Here is a 16,537-nt window from a genome sequence, read left to right on the forward strand (position 1 = left end):
GGGCGACAGGAAATCCAGTTCAAGGGCCGGAGCGCGAAACCTTGCGGGCATCGGCACCGGGCGCAAGCACGATCCAAATCTAAACGATTTGTGATCCCTTCCCGCCGCAAAATTTTGCACAATGGCGGCAGCGCGGCCCATCGCCGCGATTCACCTCCGGAGAACCCGGCCAGCCGGACCGGGGCCGGCCCGAACCGATACCCGACTTCGGCACCGCCGTGCCGCCGCCTGCCGCCATGGACCAACCGAAACGCATCCTGATCGTCGAGGACGACGCCGATATCGCCGACGTACTGAGCCTGCACCTGCGCGACGAGCGCTACGAGGTCGTGCACAGCGCGGACGGCGCCGAAGGGCTGCGCCTGCTCGAACAGGGCGGCTGGGATGCGCTGATCCTCGACCTGATGCTGCCGGGCGTCGACGGCCTCGAAATCTGCCGGCGCGCGCGTGCGATGACGCGCTACACGCCGATCATCATCACGAGTGCGCGTTCGAGCGAGGTGCACCGGATCCTCGGCCTCGAGCTCGGCGCCGACGACTATCTGGCCAAGCCGTTCTCCGTGCTCGAACTCGTCGCGCGCGTGAAGGCGCTGCTGCGGCGGGTCGATGCGCTCGCGCGCGATTCGCGGATCGACGCGGGCACGCTCGACGTCGCGGGGCTGGCGATCGACCCGATCGCGCGCGAGGCGAGCGTGGACGGCGCGCGCATCGACCTCACTCCGCGCGAATTCGACCTGCTGTATTTCTTCGCGCGGCACCCGGGCAAGGTGTTCTCGCGGATGGACCTGCTCAACGCCGTGTGGGGCTACCAGCACGAAGGCTACGAGCACACGGTCAACACCCACATCAACCGGCTGCGCGCGAAGATCGAGGCCGATCCGGCCGAACCCGTGCGGATCCTCACCGTGTGGGGCCGCGGCTACAAGCTTGCCGCACCCGGCCAGCGGGACGCATGATGAAGCTCACCCTTACCCAGCGGCTGTCGCTCGTGTTCTCGGTGCTGCTGCTTGCGTGCTCGGGCGCGTCCGCGTGGCTGCAGATCCGCGCGAACGACATGCGCGAGCAGGAAGTCGTGCAGGGGCTGTCGCGCGACCTGGCCGCCAACATCGTCAACAGCGTGACCCACAGCGCACCGCTGATGGATGCGAACGGGCTGCGCCCGGACGCCGTACGCACGCTGTTCGGCCAGTTGATGGGCGTGAACCCGAGCGTCGAGGTGTACCTGCTCGACAACGCGGGCCGGATCAAGGGCGACGATGCGCCGCCCGGCCACGTGAAGCGCGACCGCGTCGATCTCGCGCCCGTGCAGCGCTTCATCGCGGGCGAGCCGCTGCCGATCCTCGGCGACGACCCGCGCAGCCCCGACGCGCGCAAGGTGTTCAGCGCCGCGCCGCTGCAGCGTGCGGGGCAGCCGCCGTCCGGCTACATCTACGTGGTGCTGCTCGGCGAGGCGCACGACCAGCTGGCCGCGCGCGTCGACGCCGGCAATGTGCTGCGCACGACGCTGTGGTCGATGGCGCTGGTCGCGCTGCTCGGCCTGCTCGCGGGCCTCACCGCGTTCAGCTTCATCACGCGCCCGCTGCGCCGGCTGACGGACGCGATGCGCCGCTTCGACGCGAACGGTACGCCCGACACGCAGCCGCCGGTGCCGCGCTCGCGGCCGGGCCGGCGCGGCGACGACATCGTCGTGCTCGAATCCGCGTTCGCGCAGATGGCCGACCGGATCGGCGACCAGTGGCGCGCGCTGACGCACCAGGATCAGCAGCGGCGCGAACTGATCACGAACATCTCGCACGACCTGCGCACGCCGCTTACGTCGCTGCACGGCTACCTGGAGACGCTGTCGCTGAAGTCGGACGCGCTCGCCGAGAACGAACGGCGGCGCTACCTGTCGATCGCGCTCGCGCAGAGCGCGAAGGTGGGCCGGCTCGCGCAGGCGCTGTTCGAGCTCGCGCGGCTCGAATCGGGCGGCGTGCAGGCCGAGCGCGAGCCGTTCTCGCTCGTCGATCTCGTGCAGGACGTGTTCCAGAAATTCGAGCTGACGGCGCAGGCGCGCGGCGTCACGCTGCGTGCGCGGATTCCGCCGCGGGTGCCGGTCGTGTCGGCCGATCTCGGGATGATCGAGCGCGTGCTGACCAACCTGCTCGACAATGCGCTGCGGCACACGCCCGCGCACGGTGAGGTCGAGGTCGCGCTGGAGCCGCGCGGCGACCGCGTGCTCGTGACCGTGGCCGATACCGGTGAAGGGATTCCGGTGACGCGGCGCGAAGGGCTGTTCCAGCGGCCGCAGCGGCCGATGAGCGGCGGCGCGGTGACGAGCGGGGGGCTCGGGCTGCTGATCGTGCATCGGATGCTGGCGCTCAACGGCAGCAGTATCCGGCTGGTCGACCGGGCCGGGCGCGGGGCGGTGTTCGAGTTCGCGCTGGCAGTGGCCACGCCCGCGGCCGGCGACGGCACGCGCTGACCGCGGACGGCAGGCGCTACTTGCCGCGCTTGTGCCGCACGTCGCTCGGCGTCGTGCCGGTCCAGCGCTTGAACGCGTGACGAAATCCGACCGCGTCGCTGAAGCCGAGCGCCAGTGCGATGTCCTCGGTGCTGAGCGTGGTCGTGCTGAGGTAGTCGATCGCGAGTGCCTTGCGCACGCTCGTCAGCAGTTCGCTGTACGACGTGCCTTCGGCTTCGAGCTTGCGGCGCAGCGTGCGGGAAGTCATGCACAGGCTGTCGGCGATCACGCCGATGTCCGGAAACTGCCCGGGCGTGCGCGTGAGTTCCTGGTACACGCGCCGCGTGACACCGGCGTGGCTGCGCATGTCGTCGAGCAGGCTCGCGCAGTGAGACGACACTTGCGCGGCGGTGATCGGATTCGCGAGCTGCGGCGCGCGTGTGAGCCATGCCGCCGGATAGCTGAGCACATGATGCGGCTGGTCGAACGCGATCGGGCATTCGAGCGCGTCGGCCAGCGATGCCGCGTGTGACGGCTCCGGCTGCGCGAACTGCGCGCGCGCCGGCACGCACCACGCACCCATCACGTCCTTGATGATCGTCACGTGCAGCGCGAACTGCATGTCGATCAGGAAACGGTACAGCGGCTCGTCGAGGCAGGGCAGCGGCAGGGTTTCCCGATCGGGAAACAGCCATGACACCGTGTCGTCCTGCACGACCCAGCGGATCTCGAGCATGCGGTTCGCGAGCTGGTGATATTTGACTGCCGAGTCGAACGCGTGGGCCATCGATTCCGAGCACAGCATCGCGTAGCCGTACATCCCGTAGCTCGATGCGTGTAGCCGGCGCCCGACCCGCACGCCGAGGTCCGGATTGCCATATGCGCGGATCGCGTTGCCCGCGGCGGTCAGGAATTGCTGCGACGACGTCATCGTGAACGGATCGGCGACCGCGGCGGGATCGAGATCGGTTCCCGCCAGCATCTCGCCGGTGTCGAGCCCCAGGTCCGACGCGACCTGCAGCAGGACCGCGAGCTTGGCCGGCGAGAAGCACTTCTCGCGCAGCATGACGGGCAGCACGGCGCCGGGCGACCGATCGCCGGAGCGCCGTGAATCCGCCGGTTTCAACAGCGCATCGCGCAGCATGAGCGAATCCTGAGTCTTGAGTCCGGTTCGATACCGGTTCCGGGTACGCGATTCTGCCTCTGAATGCGCCGGGTCGCCACAGGGTTCACCCTGAGTGCGGCCGCCGCCGGCAGTGGTCCGACCACCTGGCGGGGCCACGCAATCGGGCAACGTGACTGAATCGCCCTCCGGCGATCCGTACGGGCCGATGTCGACTAATTTCCCGCGTGTAAAGGCGCGTTCGTCTCGCCGAGCAACGTCAGAATTTTCTCGGTGACGAGTTCAGCCCATCGACGATATTGATTCGGCCCGGGATGGTACCGATCGATTGCCATCTCGGCGGGATTCGCGGCCCACTCGAGCGACACGTAGCGTCGCGCGGGATGGAGGCCGGCCCAGCGCTGCAAGGCCCGATCGAGTCGAACGGCGTAGCGGCCGAGGTACCACCGCAGCGGATGCGGTGCGGCCGGCAGGATGCGCAATGGCGGCAACCCTGTCACGACGATGCCGGCGGCGCCGGTGTGCAGTCCGAGATGATCCGCGAGCGCGATATAGTCGCGGATGAACTGCCCCGGCTTGCGCTGTGACGTGACGTCGTTCGTGCCGAGCGCCGTGACGAGATAATCGGCCGGCCCGATCTTGCTGCCTGTCAACAGCTTCAACGCCTCATCCGTATTGACGCCGGACTTCGCGATCAGTTGCCATTCGACCCGCCGGCCCGTGGCGCGTGCCAGGAGCCGTGCAACCGGCTGCGCCAGTGCATGCTCCTGCTCGTCCACGCCCACGCCTGCCGCCGACGAATCGCCGACCACCAGAATGCGCAAGGGCGCCGTCGAGCCATCATCCGCGCCCTCGGCCCCCTCGCGGGGACCGTTGGCCTCGGGCAGGCGCAGCGCGGTTCGGCGCAACCAGCTCGCCTGAAGCAGCAGGATCGGACCAAGCGCGTATTTATATAGCGTCAACATAGAGCAATAAGATCGAGGTGATGCGCTTCCGCAGTGAAGAAGCGCGACGAGGCTACGCGAGTTCGTTCAGAAAGGCCAGCGTGGCCGCAATCCCGGTCTTGTCGCGCGAGATCTTCCGGTGGCCCGGTTTCCATGTCGAGAGAAGTCTTGCGTCGATGTGGTTCGAATGGCGTTCCTGCGCCTGTCGGAACGGCACCTCGTCGTCGTCCTCGTCCTCGTCATGAATCGACAGTATCGGCCGATCGAAGCCACGGATCAGTCGCGCCGGCGCTATCTGGTCCCAACGCCACGCATTCCGGTGTCGCCGTTCGAGCCGTACGCGCTTTGCATCGAAAACCCATCGCCAGGATGTGCCACGAACGAAGTGATCGCGATACGCGGCAGGGCGTTGCGCCCTGCGCGGCAAGCGCGCGAGCGCCCCGCATGTCCGTTTCGATCATCTTTGCGGCCGCGCCGATCATTTGCAAAGTACGGCAGCCGGGCGATAGTCAGCGCTCGACTGGCTGCCTTCGCCCGCCCGGGCGACGTGTGCGGCCGCACAAGGATACCTATATGAGCAAGAGACACTGGCTCGGGTCGTATGGCCCGATTCCCGCCGAGATCGATCCCGATCGCCATCCTTCCGTAAGCGCGCTGCTGGACGACGCGATGCGCCGATTCGCCGATCGCCCGGCGTTCCACTCGTATGGCCGTACGCTGACCTATGCCGACGTCGACCGCCTGTCGACCGCGCTGGCCGCCTATCTGCAGCAGGTCGTGGGCGTCCGCAAGGGCGATCGCGTCGCCGTGATGCTGCCCAACGTGCTCGCGTTTCCGGTCGCGTTCGTCGCGGTCGCGAAGATCGGCGCGATCCAGGTCAACGTGAACCCGCTCTACACGGCGCGCGAGCTCGAGCATCAGCTCAACGACGCCGGCGTCGAGGTCGCCGTGGTGTGCGGCGGGTCGATGGGCACGTTCGCCGAAGTGGTCGGCGGCACGCGCGTGCGCACCGTGCTGAGCGTCGGGCGCGGCGATCTCGGTGTCGTCGATGCGCCGGCCGGTACATGCGACGCGCTGCCGCCCGGGTCGATCGCGCTCGCGGACGCCATTGCCGCCGGCGAATCGCTCGCGTTCGAACCGGTTGCGCTGGGCGGCGCGGACCTGCTGCTGCTGCAGTACACGGGCGGCACGACCGGCCTGTCGAAGGGCGCGGCGCTGTCGCACCGCAACCTCGTCGCGAACATCGAGCAGTTCGGGGCGATCGTGCCGGCCGCGCGCGAGCCGGGCGAGGAGGTCGTCGTCACGGCGATCCCGATGTATCACATCTTCGCGCTGACGGTGAACTTCCTGTCCTACTTCGCGATCGGCGCGCAGAACTGGCTGATCGCGAACCCGCGCGACATGGACGGCTTCATCGACGTGTTGAAGGCCGCGCGGCCCACGGTGTTCGTCGGCGTGAACACGCTGTACGCGGGGCTCGCCGGCCATCCGCGCCTGACGGAAGTCGACTGGTCGCGGCTGAAGCTGTCGGCCGGCGGCGGCGCGGCCGTGATCGACGTGATCTCGTCGCGCTGGAAGGCGGTGACGGGCAACTTCATCCGCGAGGGCTATGGGCTGTCGGAAACGTCGCCGGTCGTGTCGTTCAACCCGCAGTCGATCGACTCGTTCACGGGCACCACGGGCCTGCCGCTGCCGTCGACCGACGTGAAGCTGCTCGACGACCAGGACAACGAGGTGGTGATCGGCGGCGCGGGCGAGATCTGCGTGAAGGGGCCGCAGGTGATGGGCGGCTACTGGCAGAAGCCGGACGCGAATGCGGCCGCGTTCACGGTCGACGGCTATTTCCGCACCGGCGACGTCGGCGTGTTCGACGAAGCCGGTTTCCTGCGGATCGTCGACCGCAAGAAGGACATGATCATCGTGTCGGGCTTCAACGTGTACCCGAACGAGGTGGAAGCCGTCGCGACCGCCGTGCCGGGCGTGGCCGAGTGCGCGTGCATCGGCGTGCCGGATGCGCGCACGGGCGAGGCCGTGAAACTGTTCGTGGTGCTGGCGCAGGACGCCGACGTGACGGAGGAGCAACTCGTCGCGCATTGCCGCGAGAGCCTCGCGGCCTACAAGGTGCCGAAGCTGATTCGCTTCGTCGACCGGCTGCCGAAGTCGACCGTCGGCAAGATCCTGCGCCGGGAACTCAGCCGCACCGACTGATGGCGTCGGCGGGCCGCGCGGCGCCCGGCGCGCCGATGGCCAGGAAGGCTCCGCGCGGGCCGCTCAAGTACAATGCGAGCGGTTCGATCGACGGGGACGCGATGACCGGTTCAGATTCACTTTCCGCCCAGCCCGGGCCCGCACCCGGGCGTGCGCTGCCGTCGCCGAGCGCGACGGTGCCGATCTCGCTCGTCAACGGCTTTCTCGCAAGCGCGGGCGTGCAGCGCGACGTGGTCGAGCGCTACCTGGGCGGGGCTGGCATCCCGATCGAGCTGCTCGGCGAACCGCATGCGCGCGTGACGGAGGAACAGTTCTCGACGCTGTACCGCACGCTCGCGATCGAACTCGACGACGAGATGCCCGGCATTTTCTCGCGCCCGCTGCGCGGCGGCACGCTGAAGTACCTGTGCCTGAGCCTGCTCGATGCGCGCAACCTCGAAACGGCGCTGCATCGTTTCGGGCAATTCTTCCATATCCTGCTCGACGATTTCTTCGTCGAATCGAAGCGCGACGGTCTCGTCGCGCAGGTGGTGCTGCGCCCGAACGACGCCATCGGCCCGATCGGCGCGCTTGGCCAGGAACTGATGCTCAAGCTCGTGCACGGCGTGTGCTCCTGGCTGATCGGGCAGAAGATCCCGCTGCTGCAGATCGAGTTCGCGTGCCCGCGGCCGCGCCACGCGGTCGAGCACCTGTACTTCTTCACGGGCGCCGTGCAGTTCGACTGCGAGCGCACGCTGATGCGCTTCAGCGCGGACTACCTCGACGCGCCGATCCGGCAGAGCAAGCGCAACCTGCGCAAGTTCCTCGCGCGCGCACCGGGCGACTGGATCTTCGAATCGTTCAGCGAACAGCTCGTGTGCCATCGCGTGCGGCAGTACCTGTCGGCAGCGTTGCCCGACCTGCCGGTGATCGACCAGGCGGCCGAGCACCTGCATTGCTCGGTGCGCACGCTGAGCCGCCACCTGGCCGCCGAAGGCACGACGTTCCAGGTGCTCAAGGACGAACTGCGGCGCGACATCGCGATCCAGCGGCTGACCGACACGCCCGACACGATCGCGGCGATCGGCGCCGACATCGGCTTCGATGATCCGAGCGCGTTCCATCGCGCGTTCCGGCACTGGACAGGGAGTACGCCGGGCACTTACCGGCGGCGCGCGTAACAGGGCGCGTCAGGCGTCAAGGTAGCCGGTTCCCATAACCGGATACCTTCGCGCGCTCCCATGGACGGCTCCCCAGGCCGGGACGGTTTACGAATCGGCGGGACAGGCAGGACGCCCGTCGCCGAAGCTGCGCACCGTGCTCGCGATCCGCGTGGCGAACTGCTCGATCATGCGCTGTTGCACACGCACCATGTCCGCGTAGCCTCCGGGTGCGGCTTCGCTGAGCCGCGTGCTGCACGAAATGCGCGTGCCCGGCGTGTCCTGCTGCACGGCGACGACCCAATCGGCTTCGAACCGGGCCATGCTCCCGGGCCACGCATCGAAGCGGCGCACCTGCGTGCGGATGCTCATGACGGTCTGGTTCGACGGACGCGGCAGGCCGGTGACGTTGCGCGCGCCCAGCTGCTCGACGAGCGCCGACGAAAGCGCCGCGCGCAGCTCGTCGCCGAGCGGCGCGACCCAGCGTTCGTTGTCGAGTATCAGCGCGGTGCCCGTCCCGCTGCGCACGACCATCTGCTGCTGGTCGAGCTGGGCGGGGATGCCGACCGGCAGCACGTTGATCGCCAGCGGCGCAGCGGCGCGCGCGGTTGTCGCCGGCGCCGTCGTGGATGTGGACGTGCCCGGAGAGACCAGCGTGTAGTAATGCACCGGGTTCGACGCGCAGGCGGTCAGCGCGATGACGGCGCCGGCGCCCAGGGCGATCGTCCTGGCGCGAATCGGGAAGCTCATGGTTGTCGTGGCTCCTGCTGGACAGGGGTGGAAGGGGCGACAGGCGCGATCGGCGCATGATCGGCGCCGGTGCCCCGGAGCAGCGCGTCGGGACGGCGGCCCAGCATGTCGGTGAGCGTGCGCAACGAGCGCGCGGTACGCTGGACTTCGGTCAGCGTGTTCGCCAGGTTTTCCTGAAGCGGGCCGTCCTCGGCGATGCCCTGGCGCAACGCGCCGAACGTCTGGTTCGCCTGGTCGAGCGCGCGCGTCGTCGACGGCAGCAACTGGCCGTTGACCTGCCTGAGCGTCGCGTCCAGGTTGGTCAGGCTCGAATCGACATGCTTGCCGATCGAATCCAGCGGCAACTTGTTGATCTTGTCGACGATGTCGGCGACTTGCTCCGGCAGCTTGTCGAACGTACTCGCCACGGTGGGCAAGGTCAGCGGCGTGGCGTTCGCATCAAACGGCACCTTCGGCGCGTTCTTCACGAAATCGAACGAAATGTAGAGCTGCTCGGTCAGCAGGTTGCCGGTACGCGCCTGCGCACGGAGCCCGTGCTCGACCAGGCCCGCGAGAAACTGGGCCGCGCGCGGATTGCCGTTGCCTTCGGTCTTCTGCAGCTTCTCGATGACGGGGCCGAGCCGATACGGATAGACCTTCACCATCACGATGGACTGGAAGCGCCGGGTCGCACGGTCGAAGTCGAGCTGGGTCGATACCACCTTGCCCATGTTGATGCCGGAGAATTCCACCGGCGCCCCGACTGCGAGCCCGCGCAACGGCTGCTCGAAACGGAGTCGAATGAGTTGGGATGGCCCGTCCGGCGCAGCCATCGCGGAAGCTTCATTGTCGGCGAGCGTAAACAGGTTGCCGGCAGGGGTGGCGGTCGCGCTGCTGTCTTCCGGCGTCGCGAACGCGATGCCGCCGCCCACGATCGTCGCGACCGACTGGGTCTTCAGCTTCAGGCCGTTCGCGTCGAGCGACAGATCCATCCCGCTCGCGTTCCAGAAGCGCGTATCGGTCGTCACCAGACGATCGTACGGCGCATCGATGAACACCTGCAGGTGCATGTCGCGGCTCTGCATGTCGAGCTTGTACGACGCGACATGACCGACCATCAGGTGGCGGTAATAGACCGGCGAGCCGATATCGAGCGAGCCGAGATCGGTGGCGCGCAGCGCGTAGCTCGTCCCCGGCGTGCCGTTGATGACGGTGGGCGGCGTCTCGAGCCCGGTGTAGGCCTTCCGAGACTGGTCCGAGCGGCCCGTGTCCATGCCGATATAGGCGCCGGAGAACAGCGTATCGATGCCCGATACGCCGCTCATGCCGACGCGCGGCCGCACGACCCAGAAGCGCGTGTCGTCGCGAATGAGGTTGCGCGCATTCTTCACGAACGACACGGTCGCGACGACGTGCGAACTGTCGTCGCTCAGCGAGATGGCGGTCACGGTGCCGATCACGACGTCCTTGTACTTGACGGGCGTCTTGCCGGCTTCGAGGCCTTGCGCGGTGTTGAACGTGATCGTGATTTCCGGTCCGACGGACAACCACGCGTGGATCACCATCGACAGGCCGATCAATGCCGCGACGAGCGGCACGAGCCAGACGAGCGAAAGCCGCAGGCGGTTGCGCGTCACGGGCGGGTCGTGGGGTTCGAGGCCTTGCGGGCCGGATGGAGGATTCATGCTTCTTCGGCGTCCCAAATGAGGCGTGGGTCAAAACTCATCGCGGACAGCATCGTGAGAATGACGACCATGCCGAAAAACAAAATGCCGGCGCGCGGCTCGATCTCGGACAGCGGACCGAACTTCACCAGCGCACAGATGATCGCGACGACCAGCACGTCGAGCATCGACCAGTAGCCGACCAGCTCGACCGCGCGATACAGCACGGCCCGCTCGCGCATGGCCGACACGCTGCGCCGGCCCGTTGTGACGAGCAACGCGCCGAGCGCGAGAAACTTCGTGCACGGCACGACGACGCTCGCGATGAAGATCACCGACGCGATGCCGTATGAGCCGGCTTTCCAGAACACCACGACGCCGCTGAGAATCGTCGATTCGCTGTGGCTGCCGAGCAGCGTGGTGCGCATCACCGGCAACAGGTTGGCCGGGATGTAGAAGATCAGGCTGGCGATCAGGAGCGCCCATGCGCGCACGAGGCTGTCCGGGCGACGCGCGTGCAGCGCCGACCCGCACCGCGGGCAGTGTTGCGCGTCGGCGGCATGCGCGTGCGCATCCTGCGCGGAGGAGGCGTGGGTCCGGCAGACGAGACCGCACGCATGGCATCCGACCATGCCCAGCTGGCTGGCGCGCACGGGCAGGCTCACGGGCGGCCTCCGGCGGGTTCCACCGGTACGACCCAGTCCCACAGCTGGCGCGTGTCGTGGCCCGCGATCAGCGGAATCAGCACCATCAGCACGGCCGTGGCCCACAAGCCCGCGCCGGGAATGATCTGCATGATGCTGGACAGCTTGATGATGGCGATCAGGATGCCGAGCAACCCGACCTCGATCATGCTCCACGGTCGCAGCGCGACGAGCAGCCGCATCAGCGGGCCGAACGCGGGTGCGCGATGCCCTGCACGGGCGAAGGCCAGCAACCAGATCAGCGTGGCGATCTGCAGGAACGGCACCACCACGATGGCGAGCGCCGTCGGAATCGCGATCGGCGCGGCGAAGCCCTTGGCCAGCGCGAGCGCGGATTGCCACAGCGTGGCTTCGCTGTGCAGCCCCTGCACGCTGATCCGCATGATCGGGCAGAGGTTGGCGATGGCAAACACCACGCCCGCCGCAAGCGCCAGCGCGAGCCACCGGTCGACGTCGAGCCAGCTCGAGCGAAACAGCACGGCGGAACAGCGCTCGCAACGCGCGACCTCGTGCGGCGCCAGCGCGCGGCGTCGGTAGACGCTGTCGCAATGCTCGCAGGCGATCAGGGCCGGAAACGTGTCCATGGGTTCGTGTTGCTTGCGCATGGGTGCTCGATGAATGGCTTCGCAGTGTGCTTGGCGTCGATGGACGCTTTTGTGCGGTTTGATGGAGAAACGATGGAGCCGGGATTCGCTTGAACGCGTTGCATCTCCATCGATGGCGATCGCCTCACGCCTTGGCGGAAATGGCGCGGAGTTCCTCGAGATCGAGGTCGCGCGTCAGTTCGTGCAGCGTGTGCTCGTCGATGTCGCCGGCGCGGTAGAGGCGCATGAGCTCGGCCCGTCCCGCCGCGATCAATTCCAGCACGGTGTCCGAACGCGCATCGAGGTGGGGCTTGTATTCGTCGGCGTGGCGCGCGTAGCGGGCCATGTCCTCGGCCTTGTGCCGGTGAATGTCCAGGAGCATCGGGTGAACGAGTTCGCCCGCCGCGTTGTAGGCCCGTTTTGCCATCAACTCATACTGCACCTTGGCGATCACGGCCTCCGCCTCGCTCATGCTCAGGCGAGGCTTGTCGCTTTCCGGCGCCGCGAGCCCGGTCCAGCGGATCACGGCACCGAGCGACTGCCCCTGCACCAGCACGGTGGCGAGGATGACGGCGATGGCGGTGACGAGGATGAAATCGCGCCCCGGAAAGCTCTCCGGCAGGCTGGCGGCGAGCGCCAGGGTGATCACCCCTCGCATGCCGGCCCAGCTCAATACCGTGGCGTCGGCCAGCCCGAGCGGATGGAAGCGCGTCACGCCCAACTTCCGTAACAGGATGAGCGCGCCGTCCGACACATACACCCAGGCAAACCGTGCGAGGATGACGGACAGCACGACGATCAGCACCGGTACGCCCATCTCCGCCAGCATCGTGTCGAGCCCGTCGCCCCGCTGGATCAACTCGTGCAGCGAGGATCCGATGATCAGGAAGACGAACGCTTCGAGAATGAAGATCGTGACGGTCCAGAAGCCCGTGCCGTACAGGCGCGCCGACGCGCCGAGTACGCGGTGCTGGAACCAGGCGCAGATGAGGCCCGTCGTCACCGTGGCGATCACCCCCGACACATGGAAGCGCTCGGCCAGCAGATAGGAGCCCCACGCACACAGCGGGCTGGCGGCGATGACCAGGCTGTCTTCGTCGAGATGGCGCATCAGGATCACCCAGGCGCCCCCCACGAAAGCGCCGACCAGTACGCCGCCCAGCGCCAGCAGTGCGAAGCTGCCGAGCGCTTCGGCCGGACTGAACAGGCCCGTCACGCCCGCTGCCACCGCGAAGCGGAACAGCACGAGGCCCGTTGCGTCGTTGAACAGGCTCTCGCCTTCCAGCAGGATCAGGAGGCGGCGCGGCAGTTTCACCTGCTGCAGCGCGGCGCGGGCCGACACCGCATCCGGCGGCGCGACCAGCGCGCCCAGGGCCGCGCAGGCCGCCCAGGGCAGGGCGGGCACGAGCCAGTGGGTGACGAGGGCCACCACGACCGTGGTGAAGAGCACCGCACCGATCGCCAACGCCCCGACGCCCAGCATGTGCCGGCGCAGATGGTCGAGTGAAATGCCAAGGGCGCTGTCCATCAGCAACGGGGGCAGGAAAATCACCAGCACCAGTTCCGGATCGATATGCACCTCGGGCAGGCCGGGCAGAAAGGCGATGAAACCGCCGCCGATGATCAGTGCGACGGCAGGGGGGAGGCCGAGCTTATGCCCGACATAGTGCAAGACAAGGATCGCCAGCAGCAGCGCGATCATCAATTCGAAAATAGCCATGGTGAGGGTTCTGTTGTCAGCGCTTCGGTGGTGCGTTGCCCATGAGCGCTTCAGCCGGACGGAAGGCGCAATGAGCGGCCCGGTTTCCAGGAGCCGGACGGCGTCGGCGCCCGGCTGGGCGTTGGAAGGGCGCCACTGCTATGTCGTGATCAGGGCAAAGTCGATGCAGGCAATGTGAATCGCGAGAATCATCGCGGACGCGTTGGTCGGTCGGCCATGTCGTACGCTCGGCCGAAAAATCTCGTCGCCCGGCGTGATGCGCATCCCGCTCATCGCGCATAACCCTGGCCGCCTGGCAAATCCCTTCTGCCAGTTTTGATAGCCATAATGTCCACCCGTTGAATCCCGCCACGAAAGCACCAGCGTGCTGGACGTCGGTTGATCCAGAATATCGATCGTCGCGCTGCACCGCGATCGATCGCCCGAAGTCATTTTTCTGCGTGAATCAAGTGCGCCATCCTTGCGCTGCCGGTTGATGCGCGCGCCGTCGCTGCATGCGTTGAGTGAGTGCATCATGTGGCGCCAGCGTTCCTCCGGTTCGATTACGCCGATCGGAATCAACGTCGCGCGGCCGATCAGTGAATCGTCGCTGCTTTCCCGTTCGCGAGAATCGCCATCGATCGACGAAGCGACATTGCCCTGATTGCTCATTTCGACCCTCGCTGCGCGCATGCGGTTGATCAGATCTCTGGAAAAGGCGTTGTTCCGATAACGATTCGAAAACAAGGGAATCGCAGCGTGGCCACCGGCGTGCAATGAGCGTCGGCCTGTTGCTATGAACCCGTTGCGCGCGCCAGTCTGACGAGATCGACGATCGTCGCGACCAGCGCGGCCAGCAATACGGCCGCCAGCATCAGATAGCTCGGCGTCTCCTGGATCACCACCGCGATCGGGTTGTCGGTCGCAGGAGACGAAACGGCCAGGATCAGGCCGTAGGCGACGAACCATCCGGTCGCGATCGTCAGCACGACAGAGACCGTCAGGAGTCCGACGATCCTCGCCACGTGCCGCCGCGATCCATGGCGCGCATTCACTGGGTGCTGCGCAGCCGGTAGCCGACCCCGCGCATCACCTCCGGCATCCCGGACGCGCCCGCGCATTCGAGCTTCTTGCGCAGCCGGCTGATGTGGCTGTCGACGGTGCGCTCCAGCGCATCGACGTCGGCGAGGCAGGCGTCGATCAGTTCGCTGCGCGTGAATACGCGGTTCGGCGAGCCGGCCAGGTGCGCGAGCAGCCGGAATTCGGTCAGCGTCAGAGAGACGCCGGTTTCTCCGGTGTCGGTACGGACCGTGGTCAGGTAGCTTTGCGTGTCGATTTCAATGTTGCCGACCTTGAGGAAGCGGCCGGACGTGGCCGTTTCGAAACGACGCAGGATCGCGCGGATGCGCGCGACCACCTCGGCCGGATTGAACGGCTTCGTGATGTAGTCGTCCGCGCCGAAGCGCAGCCCCTGCAAGCGATCGATCTCGCGGTCGAGCGCCGTGATGATGACGATCGGCGTGTCGCTGCGGCGGCGCAGTTCGACCAGGACTTCCCAGCCGTCCTTCTTCGGCATCCTGACGTCGAGCAGGATCAGGTCGGGCTTCAGCACGGGCTGCACGTCGAGCACGGCCTGGCCGTGATCGACGCGGTAGGTGCGAAAGCCGTCGTGCGCGAGGTACGCGTCGAGTATGTCGGCGATCTCCGGATCGTCTTCGGCAATGAGTATCAGAGGGTTCATCGGGTCCACTGGAAGTGAGCGTGACCTTGGGCGGTCCGGCGGCGCGGCACGTGCGCCGCCGGACTTCACCGTGCTTTCAGTCGTCGCGAACGGATGGGCGACGGCCCATTGCTCAGTTTTTTGCCACGCTGTTGGCGGGAGGCACGTCGGTGTCGGTCAGCCCGCCACCGAGCGCCTTGTAGAGCGCGACCGCGTTGCCCAGTTCGGCGTTGCGCAGATCCAGCAACGTCTGGCGCGCGGCATACAGCTGTCGCTGCGAGTCGAGCAGTTCCAGCCGATCCTCGATGCCGGCGCGATAGCGCAGGTTCACGAGATCGGTACGGCGCTCGGCGCTCTTGACGACCTTGGTCTGCGCGTCGATCTGGCGGCTGAAGGTCTCGCGCCCGGCGAGGCCGTCGGCCACTTCGCGGAACGCGGTCTGGATCGAGCGTTCGTACTCGACGACCGCGCTGGACTTGCGCACTTCCGCGAGATTCAGCTCGGAACGCAGCCGGCCGCCCTGGAAGATCGGCAGCGTGACCTGCGGCGCGAAACTCCACACACGCTGGCCGCCATCGAACAGGCTGCCCAGCCCCGGGCTGAGGAAGCCGATCGACGACGTCAGCGACAGGCGCGGGAAGAATGCCGCGCGCGCCGCGCCGATGTCGGCGTTGGCGGCGACGAGATTCTGCTCGGCCTGCTGGATGTCCGGCCGGCGGTACAGCAGTTCCGACGGCAGTCCGGCCGGCAGTTGGGTCATCACCGGCTGGCGTTCCAGCGACAGCGGATCGGGCAGGTTCTTCGGCAGGTCGGTGCCGACCAGCCGCCGCAGCGCGTTGCCCGCCTGCTCGACGGCGCGCGAACGCGCCTCGAGATCGGCGCTGGCGCTCGCGACCTGGCCTTCGGCCTGCGCGATGTCGACGCCGCTCGCCTGGTCGGCGAGCTTGAGGCGGCGCGCGAGGTCGAGCGACTGGCGCCAGTCGTTCAGCGTGCGTTCGGACAGCGCGCGCTGCTCTTGCGCGAGACGCTCGGCGAAATACGCGTTGGCCACGGAGCCGACGAGCGCGATCTGCACCGCCCGGCGGCCGTGATCGGTCGCGAGGTAGCGCGCGAACGCCGCATCCGACAGCGACTTCACGCGGCCGAACAGGTCGATCTCGAATGCGCTGAGGCCGATGTTCACGCCGTACTGGTTCTGCGTGTTTTCGAGCAGCGGCGGGTTCGATTGCGAGTCGGCGGCCGTGCGCTGGCGCGTGAAGCTCGCGCCGGCGCCGATCGACGGCAGGCGCGCGGAGCGCTGGATGCCGTACTGCGCTTCGGCAGCCTGGACGTTCAGCGCGGCCAGGCGCAGGTCGCGGTTGTTCTCGAGCGCGAGCTCGATCAGGCGCTGCAGGCGACGGTCGCCGAACATCGAGCGCCAGCCGAGATCGGCCGCGTTCGCGTGCTGGTCGGCCGCGGCAGCGGTCGTATAGGCGGTCGGCACCGGCATCTCGGGCTTGACCAGCTTCGGCGCCATCGAGCACGCCGACAGCGCGAGCGCGGCGGAAACCGCTGCGGAGAGAATGAGTAATCGCATGGCA

General features: G+C 67.5%; 16 protein-coding genes. 4 read left to right on the forward strand and 12 right to left on the reverse strand.

Translation table 11 applies throughout. The features are described 5' to 3' along the window. Positions 1-236: 236 nt before the first annotated feature. Positions 237-956, forward strand: coding sequence for a response regulator transcription factor (locus tag CFB50_RS36670; protein ID WP_039353478.1), 720 nt, complete (start codon positions 237-239; stop codon positions 954-956). Further along, positions 956-2,464, forward strand: a complete 1,509-nt coding sequence (locus CFB50_RS36675) for a HAMP domain-containing sensor histidine kinase (RefSeq protein WP_089449273.1) — start codon at positions 956-958, stop codon at positions 2,462-2,464. The genes CFB50_RS36670 and CFB50_RS36675 overlap by 1 nt, the downstream gene beginning before the upstream one ends. Before the next feature lie 16 nt (positions 2,465-2,480). On the opposite strand, the gene CFB50_RS36680 is transcribed toward CFB50_RS36675, so the two are convergent. The 3 genes from CFB50_RS36680 to CFB50_RS36690 all read right to left on the reverse strand — a co-directional run bounded on the left by CFB50_RS36680 (position 2,481) and on the right by CFB50_RS36690 (position 4,937). Further along, positions 2,481-3,587 (reverse strand): AraC family transcriptional regulator, encoded by a 1,107-nt coding sequence (locus tag CFB50_RS36680; protein WP_089449274.1) that lies wholly within the window; start codon positions 3,585-3,587, stop codon positions 2,481-2,483. Positions 3,588-3,781: 194 nt separating this feature from the next. Beyond that, positions 3,782-4,531: an SGNH/GDSL hydrolase family protein gene (locus tag CFB50_RS36685; protein WP_174948336.1), complete on the reverse strand. Its 750-nt coding sequence runs from the start codon at positions 4,529-4,531 to the stop codon at positions 3,782-3,784. A 52-nt stretch (positions 4,532-4,583) separates the two neighbouring features. Then, complete coding sequence (locus CFB50_RS36690; RefSeq protein ID WP_089449275.1) at positions 4,584-4,937, reverse strand: hypothetical protein; 354 nt, start codon at positions 4,935-4,937, stop codon at positions 4,584-4,586. A gap of 146 nt (positions 4,938-5,083) precedes the next feature. Between CFB50_RS36690 and CFB50_RS36695 the strand changes: the two genes are divergently transcribed. Both CFB50_RS36695 and CFB50_RS36700 read left to right on the forward strand, forming a co-directional pair. After that, on the forward strand, positions 5,084-6,718 hold the full coding sequence (locus tag CFB50_RS36695; protein ID WP_089449276.1) for an AMP-binding protein: 1,635 nt from the start codon (positions 5,084-5,086) through the stop codon (positions 6,716-6,718). Then, positions 6,718-7,878, forward strand: coding sequence for an AraC family transcriptional regulator (locus CFB50_RS36700; protein ID WP_089449277.1), 1,161 nt, complete (start codon positions 6,718-6,720; stop codon positions 7,876-7,878). Before CFB50_RS36695 ends, CFB50_RS36700 begins: the two co-directional genes overlap by 1 nt. 87 nt (positions 7,879-7,965) lie before the next feature. On the opposite strand, the gene CFB50_RS36705 is transcribed toward CFB50_RS36700, so the two are convergent. The 9 genes from CFB50_RS36705 to CFB50_RS36740 form a co-directional block, all read right to left on the reverse strand. Next, a complete protein-coding gene (locus CFB50_RS36705; protein WP_089449278.1) occupies positions 7,966-8,607 on the reverse strand; it encodes a PqiC family protein in 642 nt (213 codons plus the stop codon). Continuing rightward, complete coding sequence (locus tag CFB50_RS36710) at positions 8,604-10,271, reverse strand: PqiB family protein (RefSeq protein ID WP_089449279.1); 1,668 nt, start codon at positions 10,269-10,271, stop codon at positions 8,604-8,606. Before CFB50_RS36710 ends, CFB50_RS36705 begins: the two co-directional genes overlap by 4 nt. Continuing rightward, positions 10,268-10,915, reverse strand: a complete 648-nt coding sequence (locus tag CFB50_RS36715) for a paraquat-inducible protein A (protein WP_089449280.1) — start codon at positions 10,913-10,915, stop codon at positions 10,268-10,270. The genes CFB50_RS36710 and CFB50_RS36715 overlap by 4 nt, the downstream gene beginning before the upstream one ends. Then, on the reverse strand, positions 10,912-11,559 hold the full coding sequence (locus tag CFB50_RS36720; RefSeq protein ID WP_089449281.1) for a paraquat-inducible protein A: 648 nt from the start codon (positions 11,557-11,559) through the stop codon (positions 10,912-10,914). Before CFB50_RS36720 ends, CFB50_RS36715 begins: the two co-directional genes overlap by 4 nt. Positions 11,560-11,683: 124 nt before the next feature. Continuing rightward, positions 11,684-13,258 carry a Na+/H+ antiporter gene (locus CFB50_RS36725; protein ID WP_089449282.1) on the reverse strand — a complete coding sequence of 525 codons (1,575 nt, stop codon included), beginning with the start codon at positions 13,256-13,258 and terminating at the stop codon, positions 11,684-11,686. A 138-nt stretch (positions 13,259-13,396) separates the two neighbouring features. Beyond that, on the reverse strand, positions 13,397-13,909 hold the full coding sequence (locus CFB50_RS39770) for a DUF3331 domain-containing protein (protein WP_174948333.1): 513 nt from the start codon (positions 13,907-13,909) through the stop codon (positions 13,397-13,399). Between the two features lie 122 nt (positions 13,910-14,031). Beyond that, positions 14,032-14,262 (reverse strand): hypothetical protein, encoded by a 231-nt coding sequence (locus tag CFB50_RS39775; protein ID WP_174948332.1) that lies wholly within the window; start codon positions 14,260-14,262, stop codon positions 14,032-14,034. A 26-nt stretch (positions 14,263-14,288) separates the two neighbouring features. Further along, positions 14,289-14,978 carry a response regulator gene (locus CFB50_RS36735; protein ID WP_069250154.1) on the reverse strand — a complete coding sequence of 230 codons (690 nt, stop codon included), beginning with the start codon at positions 14,976-14,978 and terminating at the stop codon, positions 14,289-14,291. Positions 14,979-15,090: 112 nt separating this feature from the next. Further along, on the reverse strand, positions 15,091-16,533 hold the full coding sequence (locus tag CFB50_RS36740) for an efflux transporter outer membrane subunit (protein WP_089449284.1): 1,443 nt from the start codon (positions 16,531-16,533) through the stop codon (positions 15,091-15,093). Positions 16,534-16,537: the final 4 nt, after the last annotated feature.

The sequence above is a fragment of the Burkholderia sp. AU33423 genome (assembly GCF_002223135.1).
Lineage (GTDB): Bacteria > Pseudomonadota > Gammaproteobacteria > Burkholderiales > Burkholderiaceae > Burkholderia > Burkholderia lata_D.

What these genes read in the sequence shown, in the direction of transcription:
- CFB50_RS36735 (WP_069250154.1), bottom strand. Translation starts at nt 14,978, where the DNA reads ATGAACCCTCTGATACTCATTGCCGAAGACGATCCGGAGATCGCCGAC.
- CFB50_RS36675 (WP_089449273.1), top strand. Translation starts at nt 956, where the DNA reads ATGAAGCTCACCCTTACCCAGCGGCTGTCGCTCGTGTTCTCGGTGCTG.
- CFB50_RS36700 (WP_089449277.1), top strand. Translation starts at nt 6,718, where the DNA reads ATGGCGTCGGCGGGCCGCGCGGCGCCCGGCGCGCCGATGGCCAGGAAG.
- CFB50_RS36725 (WP_089449282.1), bottom strand. Translation starts at nt 13,258, where the DNA reads ATGGCTATTTTCGAATTGATGATCGCGCTGCTGCTGGCGATCCTTGTC.
- CFB50_RS36710 (WP_089449279.1), bottom strand. Translation starts at nt 10,271, where the DNA reads ATGAATCCTCCATCCGGCCCGCAAGGCCTCGAACCCCACGACCCGCCC.
- CFB50_RS36680 (WP_089449274.1), bottom strand. Translation starts at nt 3,587, where the DNA reads ATGCTGCGCGATGCGCTGTTGAAACCGGCGGATTCACGGCGCTCCGGC.
- CFB50_RS36705 (WP_089449278.1), bottom strand. Translation starts at nt 8,607, where the DNA reads ATGAGCTTCCCGATTCGCGCCAGGACGATCGCCCTGGGCGCCGGCGCC.
- CFB50_RS39770 (WP_174948333.1), bottom strand. Translation starts at nt 13,909, where the DNA reads ATGAGCAATCAGGGCAATGTCGCTTCGTCGATCGATGGCGATTCTCGC.
- CFB50_RS36670 (WP_039353478.1), top strand. Translation starts at nt 237, where the DNA reads ATGGACCAACCGAAACGCATCCTGATCGTCGAGGACGACGCCGATATC.
- CFB50_RS36720 (WP_089449281.1), bottom strand. Translation starts at nt 11,559, where the DNA reads ATGCGCAAGCAACACGAACCCATGGACACGTTTCCGGCCCTGATCGCC.
- CFB50_RS36740 (WP_089449284.1), bottom strand. Translation starts at nt 16,533, where the DNA reads ATGCGATTACTCATTCTCTCCGCAGCGGTTTCCGCCGCGCTCGCGCTG.
- CFB50_RS36695 (WP_089449276.1), top strand. Translation starts at nt 5,084, where the DNA reads ATGAGCAAGAGACACTGGCTCGGGTCGTATGGCCCGATTCCCGCCGAG.
- CFB50_RS36685 (WP_174948336.1), bottom strand. Translation starts at nt 4,531, where the DNA reads ATGTTGACGCTATATAAATACGCGCTTGGTCCGATCCTGCTGCTTCAG.